Below are 16,072 nucleotides of genomic sequence, written 5' to 3'. Positions count from 1 at the left end.
CCCGCCTTCCGCGTCAGGGGCGGGGTAGGCGCATCGCCATCGTGGGCGCCTCGGCCATCACCGACGTGGGAGTGAACGGTGCGCCCGTCGGCAACTCCTCGGCGCGGCCGATCTGCACGCCCGGGTACAGCTCGATCATGTCGTTCTCGCCCAGCACCCGGGACTGCTGCGGGGCCAGCGGGATCCGGTCCGCCTCGTTCATCGACCCGGCCGGCCGGATGCCGGAACCGTTGGTGCTGACGTCGGTCACGATGACCTCGCCGACCCGCAGCTCGAAGCGGACGTGACCCCGGCTGATCCAGCGCCGGGCCTCGTCGTTGAGCCACTGGCCGAGCATGATCCCGCCGTCCTGCTCGGGTGCCCGACCGGCCACCACCGGCTGCTCCTCGCTCAGCACGAACCGCCGCCGCACCAGGCCACCGACGCGCACGGCGAGCACCTCCGCACGCGGACGCGGGCCGCCGTCACCGAGGCGTGCGCCGTGTCGGGGACAGGTCGGCACACCGTTGCGCAGCGAGGGCGGCGGCTGCGCGGCCGGGCTGCGGTCCGCTCCTCCGGCCAGGTCGGCGAACGCGCCACCGCCACCACCGCCGCCGAACAACGCGCAGCCCGACTCGGGGCAGCGCCACTGCCGGGCCAGCAGCTTCGCACCGGTCGGCGAACGCTTGCCAGCCACCGGGGCGTGCCCGCCACCCACGTGCGCGATGAACACCGGCCCACCCGCGCCCGGCACCGGGGCGACCACCCGGCCCGGCTGCTCGACCAGCCACGGGAACCGCCCGCGCAGCCCGTCGAAACGCACCCGGCTGAGCACCGGCAGGCCGAGCAGGTCGGCGACCTCCAGCATCCGGTCACCCGGGTTGTCCAGCACCTCGACGAGCCCGTCGTCGGCCCAGCGGCGAACCACCATCCGCTCATTCGAGGTCAGGTCGGCGTCGGAGAGCAGCGCCCGGTGCACCACCGCGTACACCTGGACGCTGTCCTCCTCCAACTCGCGGGAGAGCGCGTCGATGACCATGCCGAGGCGCAGCAGGCTCGCCGGCCGGCCACCGTCGATGTCCTGGTAGCGGATGATCTCGGCCAGGTCGAGCACCGCCCGGGCCAGCGACGGGTCGGTGCAGACCCGCCCCTCGATGGCGTCCAGAACCTTGCTGATCTCGAATCTCATGCCGCACTCCGGACGATGTCGTCGATCCGCCGGGCCAGCTCGATGTCCCGGTGGGTGACCCCGCCGGCCGAGTGCGTGACACAGCGGAAGGTCAGGGTCCGCCATCCGCCCAGCTCTTCTCGCACCGCGTCCGCGGTGAGCAGGTCTGCCATGACCAGACCCTACCGGGGGCGCGTCCAGCGAGCCGTACGCGCCACCGCCCAGTTGACGCACGCGGACGCCGGCGGGGCGGCATCACCCGATGCCGCCCCGCCTGTCGGTCTCACGTCAGCCGTGTTCAGCCGCGCAGCGGCCGGCCCACCTCGTGCAGGTGGCCGAGTGCCTGCCGGTACGACTCGATCAGCCCGGTCTCCGCGTACGGGATGCCCTGCTCGACGCAGTAGGCGCGGACGATCGGCTGCGCCCGGCGCAGGTTCGCCCGGGGCATGTTCGGGAACAGGTGGTGCTCGATCTGGTAGTTGAGCCCGCCCAGCGCGGTGTCGACCAGCCGGCTGCCCCGCACGTTGCGTGAGGTCAGCACCTGCTTGCGCAGGAAGTCCAGCTCGTCCTCGGCGGTCGGCATCGGCATGCCCTTGTGGTTCGGCGCGAACGCGCAGCCCATGTAGAGGCCCCACAGCCCCTGGTGCACGGCGGCGAAGAGCAGCGCCTTGCCCGGCGACATGACCGCCAGCAGCAGCGCCACGTAGCCGACGGTGTGCGCGACGAGGAGCCCCGCCTCGATCGCGCGGTGCCGCATCGGCGTCGCGTACCGGCCGCTCTGCTCCCGGCCGATGATCGCCCGGATGCTCGCCACGTGCAGGCTCAGACCCTCGAGGAAGAGCAGCGGGAAGAAGAGGTACGCCTGCCGGCTGGCCATCCAGCGGTGTGCGCCCCGGGTCTCCAGCGCCTGTTCGGGAGTCCACACCAGGGCGCCCGCGCCGACGTCCGGGTCCTCGTCCTCGTGGTTCGGGTTGGCGTGGTGCCGGTTGTGCTTGTCGACCCACCAGCCGTAGCTGATCCCCACCGCCGCGTTGCCGGCCACCAACCCGACGACCTCGCTGGGGCCGCGTCGACGGAACATCTGGCGGTGCCCGGCGTCGTGACCGAGGAACGCGACCTGGGTGGTGGCCACCGCCATCACGGCCGCGAGCGCCACCTGCCACCAGGAGTCGCCGACCAGGAACACGGCGACCCAACCGGCCACGAAGGCGCCGAAGGTGAGCACGAGGCGGGCGACGTACGAGGCAGGGCGCCGCTCCAGCAGGCCGGCCTGACTGATCCGTCGGGACAACTGTGCGTAATCACTACCCCGCCGTCGTACCGGCGGTTCCGCCACCGCTCCGAGCGCCATTACTGCTCCCGTTCCGCTTGCGTCCGAACCGGGGTGGTTCGGGGTCAATGTCAGTCTCCCCGCATTGATTGCGCTGAGTAACCCAGACAACCCCCGGATGGGGGGTAGGGCGGGCCCTACCCCCGGCCTCGGTTCAGCCCAGCCGGGCCACCGCGGCGCGCAGTCGGGCCAGGTCACGACGCCGCCGCTCGTAGCTGGCCGCCAGCGCGATCAGCGCCAGCCCGCCGACGCCCAGGTAGATCCACCGGGGCAGCAGGTCCCAGCCACGGGCGATCTCGTGCAGCGCCAGGAACGCCAGCACCGCACCGCCGAGCAGCACCGGGGCCTGCCATCGGCGGCTGGCGCCGGCCAGCACCACGCCCAGCGCCGCCGCGCCGAGCAGCAACCGCCGCCACGGCTGCGGATCCGGCCCGGCCAGCACCGACACCAGGCTCGGCAGCAGCGCCGCGACCAGCCCCGGGCCGAGCGCCGGCCAACTGGTCAGCCCCGACCGGGTACGCAACGCCAGCAGGCCCGCGCCGAGGGCGAGCCCCGCCGCCGGCAGCGTGTACGCCTCCAGCACGGTCACCCCGCCGGCGGCGAGCAGCACCCACGCCCCGAGCAACTCGCTGCCCCCGGCGATCGCGGCGAACCGCCACCGACGACCGGCCGGCTCCCCCCGGCGCAGCAGCCGCAGCGCGACGGCCGCGCCCCACAGCACGCAGACGGTCGCGAACTGCTGCGCCACCTCGACGGTGAGCGCCGCGGCCACCCCCGCCACCGCCTGTGCGGCGGCATCCAGCACCCGCCCGACCGGCGCCCGCCGCCGGCTGGTCGTGGCCGCGGCGGCGAGGACCAGCACGGCCACCCCCAGCAGCGGGTACGCCGCCGCCCGCAACCCCAGCCCGCCCGCGAGCGGAGCGGTCACCGCCAGCGCGCACGCCGCTCCCACGGCCGCCAGGCTCCCGACGACGCGCGCCTCGACCGTCCGCGCCCCGACGGCGACGACCACCGCCGTCACCAGCAGCGCGCCCTCGGCCGCGAGCGTGCCGGACCGGGTGGCCAGGAGCACCGTCACGCCCGCCGCGGCCAGCACCGCCCCCACGGGCACGGCGATCCACGCGAGCGCCGGGCGGGGCGCCACCAGGGCGGCGAGCAGCAGCGCGGACACCCCGGCGAGCAGGGTGGCGGCCGGCAGCACCGGCCACGGCACACCGATCGCGACGAGCAGCACCGGCAGCGCGGCGGCGGCGAACGGCAGGCCGGCCAGCAGCGGTGGGCGCACCCGCCGACCGGCCAGCGCCGCGGCCACCGCCAACGCGACCAGCGCCAGCCCGGTGGGGAACAGCCCCCGATCGGCGGTCGCGGTCGGCGCCCCGGACCAGACCGGCCCCGGGACGCCGTACGGGACGACGAGGGCGATGAGGATCGTCGGCAGCGCGGCCAGCACCGCGACCCCCGCCAGCACGACACCCGACGCCCTCAGCAGACCCCCGGCCGCCGACGGCCCCCCGACGGCCGTCCGCTGCCCGGGGCCGTCCGGCTCGTCGCCGAGCGCCGGCAGGCCCCAGCGGGCGACGAGGGCGATGCCCAGCGCCGCCAGCGCGGCGTACGGCGTCACCGGCTCGTTCCCCGCCGCCACCAGCGGCGCGACCCCGGCCGCGAGCACCGCGACCACGCCGCCCGGCACCGCGTACTCGATCAGGCCGACCCGGTGGCGACGCACCGCGAGCGCCGCGAACAGCGACAGCCCGGCGGCGATCAGCGCGGCCCGGGCCTGCCACCAGGGCTGCGCGCCGGCCGCGAACAGCGCCACCGCGGCGATGGCGGGCAGCGCCAGGTGCGCGGCCAGCAGACCGATACCCGCCACCCGTCGGTACGGCCCGTCGGCCGCCCGCACCGCCAGCGCCACCCCGAGCACGGTGCTGATGCCCAGCACCACCACGACGCCGAGCGGATCGGCCAGGGCCACCAGCAGCGCGTGCCCGACCAGGACGGCGCCGCCGGCCGCCCAGCCGAGCAGGGTGGCCGGTCGGGTCATCGGGCGGGCCAGTACGGCGAGCACCAGAGCGACCCCACCGGCCAGGTCCACGGCCACCACCGTCGCCCACGACGCCGTCCAGCCGACGGGCACGGCGAACAGCACCACCACCGCGCCGGCCGTGGCCAGCCCCGCCCACGCGCGGCGGGGCAGCAACGACGCGGTCGCGCCCAGCGCCAGCGCCACGGCGGGCGCCACCTGCCAACCCCAGCTCAGATCCGGCCCCCACCCGGCCCCGTGCCAGGGCGGCAGCGACCGACCGGCGGCGGCGAGCGCCAGCACACCGGCGATCACCACGGCGACCTGCGCCGTGCCGGCCGCGACCAGCAGCGCGCCGGCGCGCGGCCCGGTACGCCAGCCGCTCGGCAGCAGCCGTACCGCCCCGGCCAGGACGAGCGCGACAGTCGCCGCCGCGAGCAGCAGCAACGACGGCCGCAGCTCACCCACCGGACGCAGCAGCGCGGCGGCGAGCACCGGAACCAGCAGCCCGGCGGCCACCGCCCGCAGCGCCGCGCCGCCGACCAGCAACGCCGCGACGAGCCCGGTCACCGCGACCAGCAGCAACGGCACGCCGGCCAGCAGCGGCGACCCCGCCGACCGCCCCAGCACCAACGGCACCAACGCACACGCGGCGGCGCCGACCAGCGCGCCGACGTGACCCACCCCGGCGAGCACCCGACCGGCGAGCCGACGCGCGCCTCCCTGATCGCGCAGCGCGACCAGCACCGCCAGATTCAGCACGGCCACCCCGAGCAGCACCAGCACCCAGCCGTCCGCGCCGGGCTCGGCCTGCGCCGCGAGCAACGGCAGCACCGGTTGCGCGACCACGAGGCCGGCGAACCAGGGCCCGGCCAAGCCGCTCAACCGGCCGTACGCCACGAAGAACGCCGCGCTGACCCCCCCGACCAGCGCGGCGTACCGGGTGCCCGGCCAACCGGTCACGTGACCCAGGTCCACCGACCAGGCGGCGTACCCGTCCAGCAGCACCAGCAGCAGCCCCACCGCGGCGAACGTCTCCGCCGTGCCCCGCAACCCCCGACGGACCGCCAGCAGCGGGCCGGCCAGGACGAGCGCCGTGACCGCCGCCAGGATCAGCGCCCGGCCACCGACCCCCACGGACGCCCAGGCCACCGCGGTGAAGACCACGGCCGCGGTGCCGAGCAGCAGTCCACCCAGGACGAACAGCAGCCCCTGCACCGTCCGGGTCGACGTCTCCGCAGCGCCGGGCGGCGCGTGCTCCACCGCGCCAACGCGCGGCGTCGACGCGACGACCTGTGCCGGCCCGACGACCGGCGCCCCCGCCGCGAGCCCCGCGCGGACGACCGGCGCCCCCGCCGCCCGCCCCGCGCGGACAACCGCCGCCAGCTCGGCCCGCCGCCGCGAGGTGGCCGCCAACAGACCGGCCAACTCGGTGTACGTCCGGTGAGCCCGCTCCACCTCCGGACCGAGCCGGGCCATCTCCCGCCCCAGTCGGATCACCTCGGCCGCGATTCGGTCCGGCGGGCGGCGGCAGCCGGCGCAACCGGCGTTCAGGTCGGCCGGGGCGCCGCAGGCGGGGCAGGGATAGCGGGTGTCGTCCACCCGGTCATCATCGAAAACCGGCGGCGGACGGCCCAGAGTGCGCGTACCTAGGGTCGGGTGTGGTCGTGCACCCAGGCCGCGTACCCGGGATCGCCGCTGTCCACCCGCGACACCAGGATCTCCGGGACCTCGTACGGGTGGCTGGCCCGGATCTGGTCCACCAGCGCGGCCAATCGATCCGGCGCGGTCTTGAACTGCACGGACCACTCGGTGCTCGTCTCCACCCCGGAACGCCACCAGTAGGTGCTGTCCACCTGACCGCCGACCTGGGCACAGGCGGCGAGCCGCCCGGCGACGGCCGCGGCCGCCAGCACGTCCGCAACCGAACGCGCATCCACCACCGTCGTCACCACGCAGATCTGGTCCACGAGCGCACCCTACGCGGCGACGAGGTGCTGAGCCCGCTTTTCGTTCGCGACTGCGGGGCTCCGCTTCGCTGCACTCCTCACGCTCACCGATTGGTCGCGATCCACGTGTCAATCTGCGCCCACCAGTCGAAGAGCCAGTCGATGCGCTGCTGCCGGCCGGTCGGCACCTCCTCCGGGGGCACCGACCAGAACCGCATCACGATCCGCTTGTCCATGGGCAGTTCCCGCCACACATCGGCGACCGTGCTCATCCGGTCGAGTCCGGTGTGGGCGACGAAGATGACCCCGGCGTCCGGGGCGGCGTCCAGGGCGGCGAGCACCCCGCCGGGCTGCGGGGCGAGCACGTGGCGCATCCGTTCGGCGCGCTGCGCCATCCGTTCCAGGCCGAGGGAACGCAGCCGGGCGATGGCCCGCAGTCGGCGCTTGGGGGTGAAGTTGCCGCCCTCCGGGAAGATCACGAAGGCGTCGTTGTCGTCCAGGCCGGTGGCCAGGTGCCCGACCTGGCGTACCGTCTCCTCGCCGCGCTCCGGTGTGGGCGCGATGAACCGGTTGGGCAGGCGGTTGAGCAGCACGTCGATCGCCGGGTCCCACTGGAGGCTGTCCTTGAGCACGATCCGCGGCTCCCGGTTGAACCAGTTCACCAGACCGTGGATGAGGATGAACGAGTCACCCGGCCCGGCATGCCGGCAGAGGACCAGCTCGGGCCGGCCGGGCAGCGCGGTGTCCGGGTCCGTGCCCACCACGTCGATGTGCAGCCGCAGCGACCAGCGGGCCTGCCAGAACAGCACCCGCAGGAACCAGCCGGCCAGCACGTAGTGCGCACGCTGGAAGGCCGGGGACCGGCTGCGCCAGCCGAACCCGGACGCCAGCCACAGGACGAACAGCGCGAGCAGCGCGGCAGCGTCCCACACCAGGTAGACGCAGCCGATCCAGAGCAGGCGCAGGGGGCGTAGCCGGCCCGGGACCAGCGGCGAGGCGGCTGCCGCGAGCAGCGCCCAGACCGGCAGCGTGGTCACCACGGCGATCGCGAGCAGCACCACGCCGGGGGCGATCAGCAGCCGCCGCAGCCACCTCGGGGGCAGCGGCATCAACGCTCCACGTGGGCGGCGAGGTAGCGGCGCGAAGCGGTGTACGCCCGGCTGATCCGCCGTCCCACCGCCGCCACGTCCCGGTACGCCCACGGTGTGTCGTCGCGTGGGTTCAGCCCACCGGTCGGCAGGACGTGCACCTCCACCCCCTCGGGCAGCGCGGCCATCTCACGGAAGAAGCGGTGCCGGCGGGATATCTCGAACGCGACCTGCGCGATCTCCCACGGCCGCCGGGGTGGCGTCAGCTCCCGTTCGATCCGGCCCACCTGGAGGACGAAGATCTGGCCGGCGCCCGCGGCCACCGCCTCGCCGATCGGGATGGAGTTGACGATGCCGCCGTCGACGTAGTGCGCGCCGTTGATCTCGGTGGGCGGGAGCAGGCCCGGCACCGAGGCCGACGCCAGCACGGCCGGCACCACCGGGCCGCTGGAGAACCAGTGCTCGGCGGCCCGCTCGATGTGCGCGGCGCAGCAGCGGAACGGCACCCGCAGGTCGGCGAAGGTGGTGTCGACGCCCAGTTCGGATTCCAGCAGTCGGCGCAGCGGCCGGGGCGAGTGCAGGTGGGTGCGGGCGGCGAAGCGGCGCAGTTGCCGGGCGACCGAGTCGCCGTACACCTCGCTGGCCTCGGGTGAGGCCCAGAGGCGAACCAGCCGGTCGGTCACCGCCTCGGACGGGTCGGCGGCGACCAGCGCGCCGTTGACCGCGCCGATGGACGTGCCGAGCACCATGTCGGGTTGGATGCCGGCGCGAAAGAGGGCCCGCAACATGCCCACCTCGACGGCGCCGAGCACCCCGCCGCCACCGAGAACGAACGCCACCGGTCCCCCCGCCATGTCCCCATCCTGGCACGCGCCCGCCGACCACCAGTGGGCCGCCGTCCACCAGCCGGGGGACGCACCCCGGCCATCGTCCGTCGACCATCGGCGTTGACAGGCTGGACACATTCGCGCAACCTGATACCGCTCCCACCCCCGAGGGCAGGTGCGATCCGTGAAGACAGCGCTGCATCCGGGCCGATTGCTGGCCCGCAGGTACCGACTCGTCGACCAGATCGGTGCCGGCGGCATGTCGGTGATCTGGCGCGCGCGGGACGAGGTGCTCGACCGCGTCGTGGCGCTCAAGGTGCTCGCGCCGTCGCTCGCCGCCGACGCGCGGTTCCGCGACATGGTGCGGGAGGAGGCGCGCGCCGCCGCCCAGTTCGTGCACCCGCACGTGACGTCGGTGCACGACTACGGCGAGACGGTCGACCCGGACGGGTCCATCACCTCGTTCGTGGTGATGGAGCTGCTCAGCGGCGAGGAGCTGGAGCTGCGGCTCACCGAGGGCCCGCTGCCGTGGCCGGAGGCGGTCGAGGTGGGCGCCCAGGTCGCGGACGCGCTGGCCGCCGCCCACCGGCTCGGCATCGTGCACCGCGACATCACGCCGGCCAACGTCATGATGACCGCGATGGGGGTGAAGGTCCTCGACTTCGGCATCGCCACCCGGATCGGCGCACCGGACGAGGACGAGGACGGCGGCACCTTCGGCACCCCGGCGTACGTGGCCCCGGAACGGCTCGACGGCGCACCCGCCCAGCCGGCCACCGACGTCTACTCGCTCGGCGTTCTGCTGTACGAGGCGTTGACCGGCCGGGTGCCGTACCCGGCGGACACCTGGGAGCAGCTCAGCGCCGCGCTGGCCGACGGCCCGGCGCCGACCCTGGCCACCGTGCCGGAGTTGCCCGCGCCGGTGGCCCGGATCTGCCTGCGGAGCCTCTCGCGAGACCCGGCGGAGCGGCCGACTGCCCGGCAGCTCGCCACCGCGCTGCGCGGCCACGTCCTGCCGCCCGACCCACCGACCGCCACGATCAGGGTGCCCACCCTGGCCCTGCCGACGACCCCGCCGATGAGCGTCGCGGGGACGGCGCACGCGGGCGACGCGACGGCACCGCCGGTGCACGACGTGACGGCGCCGTCCGGAGCGGGGCCCGGCCGGTCCCGCCGGCAGATGACGCTGCTGGTCCTGATCCCGGTGGTGCTGGCCGTCGGTGTGGCGCTGGCCGGTGCGGCGCTGCTGCCGGACCAGCAGCCGGATCGCCGGGCCCAGCCGTCGGTCGGCCCGGTGACGCCCGCACCGACCGGCCCGCCGACCGACCCGCCGACCGACCCGCCGACCGACCCGCCGACCACCGAGCCGTCCCGGCCGACCCTGGCACCGTCGTCGCCACCGGCCACCCGTGCGCCCACCAGCGAGCCGAGCACCCTCGTGGAGGCCGCCAACCGTGTCGACGGGCTGATCGACGCCGGCCTGCGCGACGGGGAGATCCGCGGCGATGTCGGCCTCGACCTGCGCAACGAGCTGCGCAACCTGCTGGCCGCCGCCGGGTCCGACCGGGACGAGCTGGCCCGACCGGTGGCCCGGCTGCGCGAGAAGGTCACGGTCCGGCTGGGCGAGGGGGCGATCAGCCCGGCGTACGCACAACGGCTGGACGCCGCCATCGCCGAGCTGGGCGCGGCACGGGTCTGACCCGGGGCGACACCGTCAGCGGACCGCGGCGGGGGCTGTCTCCCGGACGGCGGGCCGCCCGAGGGCGAAGCGCCGGTAGACGTCCTCGTAGCCGTACGCCATCCGCTCGACCGAGAAGTTCTCGGCGACGTGCGCCACGCAGTCGTGCGGGTCCAGCTCCCGGGCGGCCAGCAGAGCGGCGGGCAGCTCGTCGGGCTGCCCGCAGACCAGCCCGGTGAGTCCGGGCCGCACCAGTTCGGGCACCGCGCCCCGGTCCAGCGCGACCACCGGCGTACCGGTCGCCATCGCCTCCAACATCACCATGCCGAACGGCTCCTCCCACTGGATCGGCATGATCAGGCAGCGGGCGTCGACGAGCATCCGCAGGGTCTGGGCGCGGTCGGCGTTGAGCACCACGGACACGTCCTCGTCGAGCAGCGGCGCGACGACCTGCTCGTAGTAGCGCCGCTCGGCCGGCTCGTTGCACTTGCCGGCCAGCAGCAGCGGCAGGCCGGCCTCCCGGCAGGCGCGGATGGCGATGTCCGGGCCCTTGTCCGGGCTGAACCGGGCCAGCCACAGCACCGGCCCGGGGCCGGGCGCGGTCTTGCGCGGAAAGCCCCGCAGGTCCAGCGCGTTGTGCACGGTGCCGGCCCAGGGCAGACCCGTGTTGAGTCGACGCTGGGCGTGCGAGATCGCCACCAGGGCGACGTCCTCGTCGGCGTCGCCGAGCACGTCGCCGTACTCCCCCACCGGGTTGCCGTGCACCGTCGCCACCGTCGGCACGGACCGGCGGCCGGCCACGAGCGGGCCGATCGTGGTGTGGTCGTGGATCACGTCGAAGTCGGCCGGCGTGATCATGCGGTTCACCCGGGCCAGGTGCGCGAGCTCCGGCAGTGACTCGCCGAGCCGCTCGTACTGGACCTGGGCGACAGTGGAGACGAATCCGCTGGCGGCGGTGCCGTGCTGCTCGCCGGCACCGAACAGCGTCACCGCGTGGCCGTGCGCGGTCAACGCGTCCACCAGGCAGGCCACCACCTGCTCCAGGCCGCCGTAGCCGGGCGGCGGCACGGACAGCCATGGCGGGACCACCATCGCGATGCGCAACGACCGCTGCGGCGAGCGGTCGGCGGGCGGGTGGTTCACGGCCACGAGTCCTCCCCGTTGAACCCCGATCGGGTATCGCCGTCGGTCGGCACGGTCCGCGGCGGTTTCCCCACCCGGCCTTCGGTAAACCGGACAAGACGGACGCTTACCCGCCGACCAGGAGTTGGTCGTGCACGACTCGTACGCCCGGCGCCGACCACGCCACCCGCTCCACCTGGTCCCGTTCCCACCACGAGCGGACCACCCCGGCGAGGACCAGCGTGTCGCCGTCCACCTCCACCGTCACCCGCTCCGCGCCGAGCGTGCGCGCCAGGGCACGCCGCACGTCCTGCCGCAGCCGCTCGCCGGCCGGTGGCGCCGACGGCCGCACCTCGACCAGGTTGGTGATTCCCCGTACGCCGTCCAGCCGGCGCAGCTCCCCCTCGGCGGCCCGGCGCTGCCACCCGAACTCGACCTCGCCGCGCAGCATCAACCAGCCGTTGGCCACGGTGACGTCCAGCCGTTCGGCGGGCACGAAACTGTCCCACTCCAGGGCTCGGGCCGCGGCGAGGGCGATATCGCCGTCGGTACGCCCCGGCGTCCCCGGCAGCCGCACCTCGATCTGGTCGGCCACGACGCGTACCCCCCGCACCCGTTGGGCGCAGCGGGCCGCCGCCCACGCACGGGCCGCGCCGTCCACGAACCCGGTCAGGGTGACCACCCCCTGGTCGACGGTCACTCCGATCTCGTTCGGTCGCAGCCGCGGATCCCAGGCCAGCTCGGCCAGGACTTCGCGCTGGATCCGCTCGTCGTCGACGTCCACCCCGCTCACAGCCCACCCCCGTACGCTCGCCGGCTCGCCTGCCGACCGTGCCGGGCGCACGGGTGACGGCGGTTCACCCCGAGAGGGTGAACCGCCGTCCGGGCGGAAAAGAGCGGCGGGTGACGGAGCCGACCCCCTCGGCCCCGCCACCCGCCGCCGGAGGGAGGAGGCAGGTTCAGTTGTCGGTCAGGACGTCTCGGCGAGCGTCACCGTGGCCGTCTTCTCGGCGCCGTTGCGCTTGAAGTGCACCTCGACCCGGTCGCCGACCTTGCCGGCCTGCACCGCGCCGACCAGGTCGTCGGAGTCGTTGATCACCTTGTCGCCGAAGCGGGTGACCACGTCGCCACGCTGCAGGCCGGCCTTCTCGGCGGCGCTGCCCGCGGTGACCGAGGCGACCAGCGCGCCGCCGCCCTCGGCCTGGTTGACGCCGACCCCGAGCGACGGGTGGCTGACCTTCTCGCCGCGCTGGAGCTTGCCGGCGACGTCCTTGGCCTTGTTGCTGGGGATGGCGAAGCCGACGCCGATGTTGCCGGTGCTCTGCCCCGAGGTGGCGATGGCGGTGTTGACGCCGATCACCTCACCCCGGGTGTTGACCAGCGCGCCACCGGAGTTGCCGGGGTTGATCGGCGCGTCGGTCTGGAGCAGTCCGGAGATCGAACTGACGGCTCGGCTCTGCTGGTTCGGCTCCTGCTGCTGGCCCTCGCCGGCCCGGATGGTGCGGTCCCGGGCGCTGAGAATGCCCGCGGTCACCGAGCCCTGGAGGCCGAGCGGGCTGCCCAGGGCGAGCACCTGGTCGCCGACCTGCATGGCGTCGCTGTCGCCGAACGTGGCCGGCTTGAGGTCGCTCACCCCGTTGGCCTTGACCACGGCCAGGTCGGTCTTCGGGTCGGTGCCGACGATCTTCGCCCGGGCGTTCTTGCCGTCGGCGAAGACGACCTGAACGGTGTCCCCGCTGGCGGAGGCGACCACATGGTTGTTGGTCAGCACGTAGCCATCGGCGCTGAGGACCACGCCGGAGCCCTCGCCGCTGTCGGTGGCGATGGAGACGACGCTGTCCTGTACGGACGCGGCGATCTTCGGCAGGTCGGCGCCGTTGATCACCGGAGCCGCGGAGTAGGTGCGGGTGATACCACCGTTGTCGCCGTCGAGAGCGAGCGCGAGCGCCCCGCCGGCCACGCCGGAACCGAGCATCAGGGCGAACACCGCGACGCCGGCACCGGCGAACTTGGCGACCCGGCTCGGTCGGGGCCCGGAGCCGGGCGGCGTGGCCTGCGGACCCCAGGGCGGCACGGGCTGCCCCGGGTGCTGCTGGTGCTGCGCGTGCTGTGGGTAGGCCGCGCCCGGCTGGCCCCCGCCGGCCCAGCCGGACTGCTGGCCCGCGTGCCAGCCGGCGCCCGGGTACTGGCCGGCGGCCGGCTGCGGGTAACCGGAGTAGCCGGGCTGGCCCGGGTAGCCAGGCTGGCCGGAGTGGCCGGGCGCCGGGTGGCCGGAGACCGGGTACGGCGGCGCGGATGCACCGGCGGCGGCCGGCTCGTACCCCGTGGGCTGGCCCACGGTCGGCGGCTCGTACCCGGTCGGCTGCCCGGTGTGGGGGGCGGACCCGGTCGGTCCGTCGGAAGCGGCGGGCACGGCGGGAGTGGCGACGGTGGGCGCGGTGTCCCCGTCGGTCGAGACGATCGGAACGGGGGTGGTCGGAGAGTCGGACTGCGCGCGCTCGTCGCGCGGCAGCTCGGCGGTGGGGTGCGACGGCTCGGCGTCGGTGGGGGCCGGCCGGCGCTGCGGGTCGGACTCGAACTCGGTCATGGGACTACTTTCTCCCCCGGCACTGCAATCAACCTGCAACCGTCCTGGAAGTTGGCTGAAAGTCACTCGCCCAGGTCGTCGCCCTTGGGCACCTGCGGCAGCCGGACCCGGAAGGTGGCTCCGCCATCGGGTGTCTCGAGCACCTCGACCGAGCCGTGGTGGGCGGCGACCAGCGCCGCCACGATGGCCAGGCCGAGGCCGGTGCCGGTGTTGCCGTCGGCCCGTCGGGTCCGGGCCGCGTCGGCCCGGTAGAACCGCTCGAAGACCCGCTCGGACTGTTCCGGGGAGAGACCGGGGCCGGTGTCGACCACCTCCACGACGGCGAGGTTGCCCGTCTCGGCGCGCAGACGCACGCTGACGTCGGCTTCCGGCGGGGTGTGGGTCAGCGCGTTGGTCACCAGGTTGCCGATGATCTGCCGCAGCCGGGCGTCGTCGGCGTAGACGACGAGCGGGCCGGAACCGGGCTCGATCTCCAGCTCGATCCGCCGGTCCGGGGCGACCGCGCGAGCCGCCTGCACGGCGTCGGAGGCCAGCACCGGCAATTCCACCGGGGCCAGCGAGAGCGGGCGTTCCCGGTCCAGCCGGGCGAGCAGCAGCAGATCCTCCACCAGCAGACCCATCCGGGCGGCCTCGTCCTCGATGCGGCGCAGCAGCCCGGCGGTCTGCTCCGGCGCGCGGGCCGCGCCCTGGCGGTACAGCTCAGCGAAGCCACGGATGGTGGTCAGCGGGGTCCGCAGCTCGTGCGAGGCGTCCGCCACGAACTGCCGCATCCGCTCCTCGGAACGTCGGGCCCGCGCCTCGGACGCCTGGGCTGCGGCGGCCGCGTCCCGGGCGCTGCTCTCCGCCGAGCGGGCCGCCGTCTCCGAGGCCGCCCGGGCGGTGAACGCCGCCTCGATCTGGGTGAGCATCGCGTTCAGCGCGCGCGACAGGCGGCCCAGCTCCGAGGTGGGCTCGGCCTGCCCCTCCTCCGGGTCGGGCACGCGCCGGGTCAGGTCGCCGCCGGCGATGGCGGCGGCGGTCCGTTCGATCTCCACGAGCGGTTTGAGGCTGGTCCGGACGATCGCCGCGCCCACCGAGGCCAGCATGATCAGCACCGATCCGCCGACCAGCAGGTCGATCCAGACCAGGCGTTTCACCGCCTGGTCGACGTCGGTGAGGTGCTGACCGATGGCCGCGAGCTGACCGTTGGGCAGCTCGATGTAGCGCATCCGCCAGCGCACCTTGCTGTCCCGGGCCGTGACGTTGAAGGGTTTACCCTCCAACTTCTCGAAACCGGCGGCGTCCGACGGCCACGGTGGCAGGTCGTCCGGGACGAATCGCTTGTCGTCGTAGATCACGATCTGGGGCCTGTTCGGGCTGATGATGACCACCAGGTAGTCGGTCGGCACCCCCAGACTGCCCTGCTGTGGGGTGACGACAGCGTTCTCGATGGTGCGCGCGTAACCAGTCAGCTCGGTGTCGACCTGGGCGACCAGGTAGCTGCGCAGGAAGACAGTGGTGAGCGAACTGATCACCAGCAGCGCGGCGGCGACGAGCAGCAGCACCGCGGTCACCAGCTTGACCCGCAGCGGTACGCCCCGCAGCCGTCCCTTCGCCTGCGCGACCGGGTTCACGCTGCCGGCTTGCGGAGCACGTACCCCACGCCGCGGAGGGTGTGGATCAGCCGGGGCTGGGTGGTGTCGACCTTGCGTCGCAGGTAGGAGATGTAGGACTCGACGATGTTGTCGTCACCACGGAAGTCGTAGTTCCAGACGTGGTCGAGGATCTGCGCCTTGGACAGCACCCGGTTGGCGTTGAGCATGAGGTAGCGCAGCAGCTTGAACTCGGTTGGTGACAGCTGCACCCGCTGCCCGGCCCGGTGCACCTCGTGGGTCTCCTCGTCCAGCTCCAGGTCGGCGAAGGTGAGCCGGGACGGGGCCTGCTCGCCGGTGGTGGTGCGGCGCAGCACGGCGCGGATCCGGGCGGTCAGCTCCTCCAGGCTGAACGGCTTGGTGACGTAGTCGTCGCCGCCCAGGGTGAGCCCGCGGATCTTGTCGTCGGTGGCGTCCCGGGCGGTCAGGAACACCACCGGGGTACGCGTGCCGCCCTCGCGCAGCATCCGGATGACCTCGAAGCCGTCCAGGTCCGGCAGCATGACGTCGAGCACGACCAGGTCGGGCCGGTGGTCCTTGGCGGCGTTGAGGGCCGCGCTGCCGCTGGTCGCGGTGGCCACGTCGAAGCCCGCGAAGCGCAGGCTCGCGGAGAGGAGTTCGAGGATGTTGGGGTCGTCCTCGACGACGAGAAGTCGCGCCTCGGTCTGGGTAGCGGGCATGGCCCCATCATCG

13 protein-coding genes are annotated in these 16,072 nt (G+C 74.4%); 1 reads left to right on the top strand and 12 read right to left on the bottom strand.

Annotation, left to right across the window (positions count from 1 at the left end):
- Positions 1-13: 13 nt before the first annotated feature.
- The 7 genes from OG505_RS32320 to OG505_RS32290 all read right to left on the bottom strand — a co-directional run bounded on the left by OG505_RS32320 (position 14) and on the right by OG505_RS32290 (position 8,388).
- Positions 14-1,168, bottom strand: coding sequence for an FHA domain-containing protein (locus OG505_RS32320; RefSeq protein ID WP_405429776.1), 1,155 nt, complete (start codon positions 1,166-1,168; stop codon positions 14-16).
- A complete protein-coding gene (locus tag OG505_RS32315; RefSeq protein ID WP_405429774.1) occupies positions 1,165-1,320 on the bottom strand; it encodes a 4a-hydroxytetrahydrobiopterin dehydratase in 156 nt (51 codons plus the stop codon). The genes OG505_RS32320 and OG505_RS32315 overlap by 4 nt, the downstream gene beginning before the upstream one ends.
- 125 nt (positions 1,321-1,445) lie before the next feature.
- Complete coding sequence (locus tag OG505_RS32310; protein WP_405429772.1) at positions 1,446-2,498, bottom strand: fatty acid desaturase family protein; 1,053 nt, start codon at positions 2,496-2,498, stop codon at positions 1,446-1,448.
- A 133-nt stretch (positions 2,499-2,631) separates the two neighbouring features.
- Positions 2,632-6,099: an SCO7613 C-terminal domain-containing membrane protein gene (locus tag OG505_RS32305; RefSeq protein WP_405429770.1), complete on the bottom strand. Its 3,468-nt coding sequence runs from the start codon at positions 6,097-6,099 to the stop codon at positions 2,632-2,634.
- A 47-nt stretch (positions 6,100-6,146) separates the two neighbouring features.
- A complete protein-coding gene (gene cutA, locus OG505_RS32300; RefSeq protein ID WP_234590601.1) occupies positions 6,147-6,467 on the bottom strand; it encodes a divalent-cation tolerance protein CutA in 321 nt (106 codons plus the stop codon).
- An 83-nt stretch (positions 6,468-6,550) separates the two neighbouring features.
- Positions 6,551-7,555: a 1-acyl-sn-glycerol-3-phosphate acyltransferase gene (locus OG505_RS32295; protein WP_405429768.1), complete on the bottom strand. Its 1,005-nt coding sequence runs from the start codon at positions 7,553-7,555 to the stop codon at positions 6,551-6,553.
- Positions 7,555-8,388 (bottom strand): patatin-like phospholipase family protein, encoded by an 834-nt coding sequence (locus OG505_RS32290; RefSeq protein ID WP_405429766.1) that lies wholly within the window; start codon positions 8,386-8,388, stop codon positions 7,555-7,557. Before OG505_RS32290 ends, OG505_RS32295 begins: the two co-directional genes overlap by 1 nt.
- A 157-nt stretch (positions 8,389-8,545) precedes the next feature.
- On the opposite strand from OG505_RS32290, the gene OG505_RS32285 reads away from it, so the two are divergent.
- Positions 8,546-10,060 carry a protein kinase domain-containing protein gene (locus OG505_RS32285; protein WP_405429764.1) on the top strand — a complete coding sequence of 505 codons (1,515 nt, stop codon included), beginning with the start codon at positions 8,546-8,548 and terminating at the stop codon, positions 10,058-10,060.
- A gap of 15 nt (positions 10,061-10,075) precedes the next feature.
- Here OG505_RS32285 and OG505_RS32280 read toward each other — a convergent pair whose 3' ends face one another.
- The 5 genes from OG505_RS32280 to OG505_RS32260 form a co-directional block, all read right to left on the bottom strand.
- On the bottom strand, positions 10,076-11,131 hold the full coding sequence (locus OG505_RS32280; RefSeq protein WP_405434849.1) for a glycosyltransferase family 4 protein: 1,056 nt from the start codon (positions 11,129-11,131) through the stop codon (positions 10,076-10,078).
- A gap of 157 nt (positions 11,132-11,288) precedes the next feature.
- Positions 11,289-11,945, bottom strand: coding sequence for a BON domain-containing protein (locus tag OG505_RS32275; RefSeq protein ID WP_405434847.1), 657 nt, complete (start codon positions 11,943-11,945; stop codon positions 11,289-11,291).
- A gap of 186 nt (positions 11,946-12,131) precedes the next feature.
- Positions 12,132-13,748 carry a trypsin-like peptidase domain-containing protein gene (locus OG505_RS32270; RefSeq protein ID WP_405429762.1) on the bottom strand — a complete coding sequence of 539 codons (1,617 nt, stop codon included), beginning with the start codon at positions 13,746-13,748 and terminating at the stop codon, positions 12,132-12,134.
- 62 nt (positions 13,749-13,810) lie between these two features.
- Complete coding sequence (locus OG505_RS32265) at positions 13,811-15,361, bottom strand: sensor histidine kinase (protein WP_405429760.1); 1,551 nt, start codon at positions 15,359-15,361, stop codon at positions 13,811-13,813.
- Positions 15,358-16,059, bottom strand: coding sequence for a response regulator transcription factor (locus OG505_RS32260; protein ID WP_030336721.1), 702 nt, complete (start codon positions 16,057-16,059; stop codon positions 15,358-15,360). Before OG505_RS32260 ends, OG505_RS32265 begins: the two co-directional genes overlap by 4 nt.
- Between the last annotated feature and the right edge of the window lie 13 nt (positions 16,060-16,072).

The sequence above is a fragment of the Micromonospora sp. NBC_00617 genome (assembly GCF_045161355.1).
Classification (GTDB): Bacteria; Actinomycetota; Actinomycetes; order Mycobacteriales; family Micromonosporaceae; genus Micromonospora.
The sequence above is the reverse complement of the archived record's forward strand: the minus strand, read 5'-3'. Positions and strand labels throughout refer to the sequence as shown.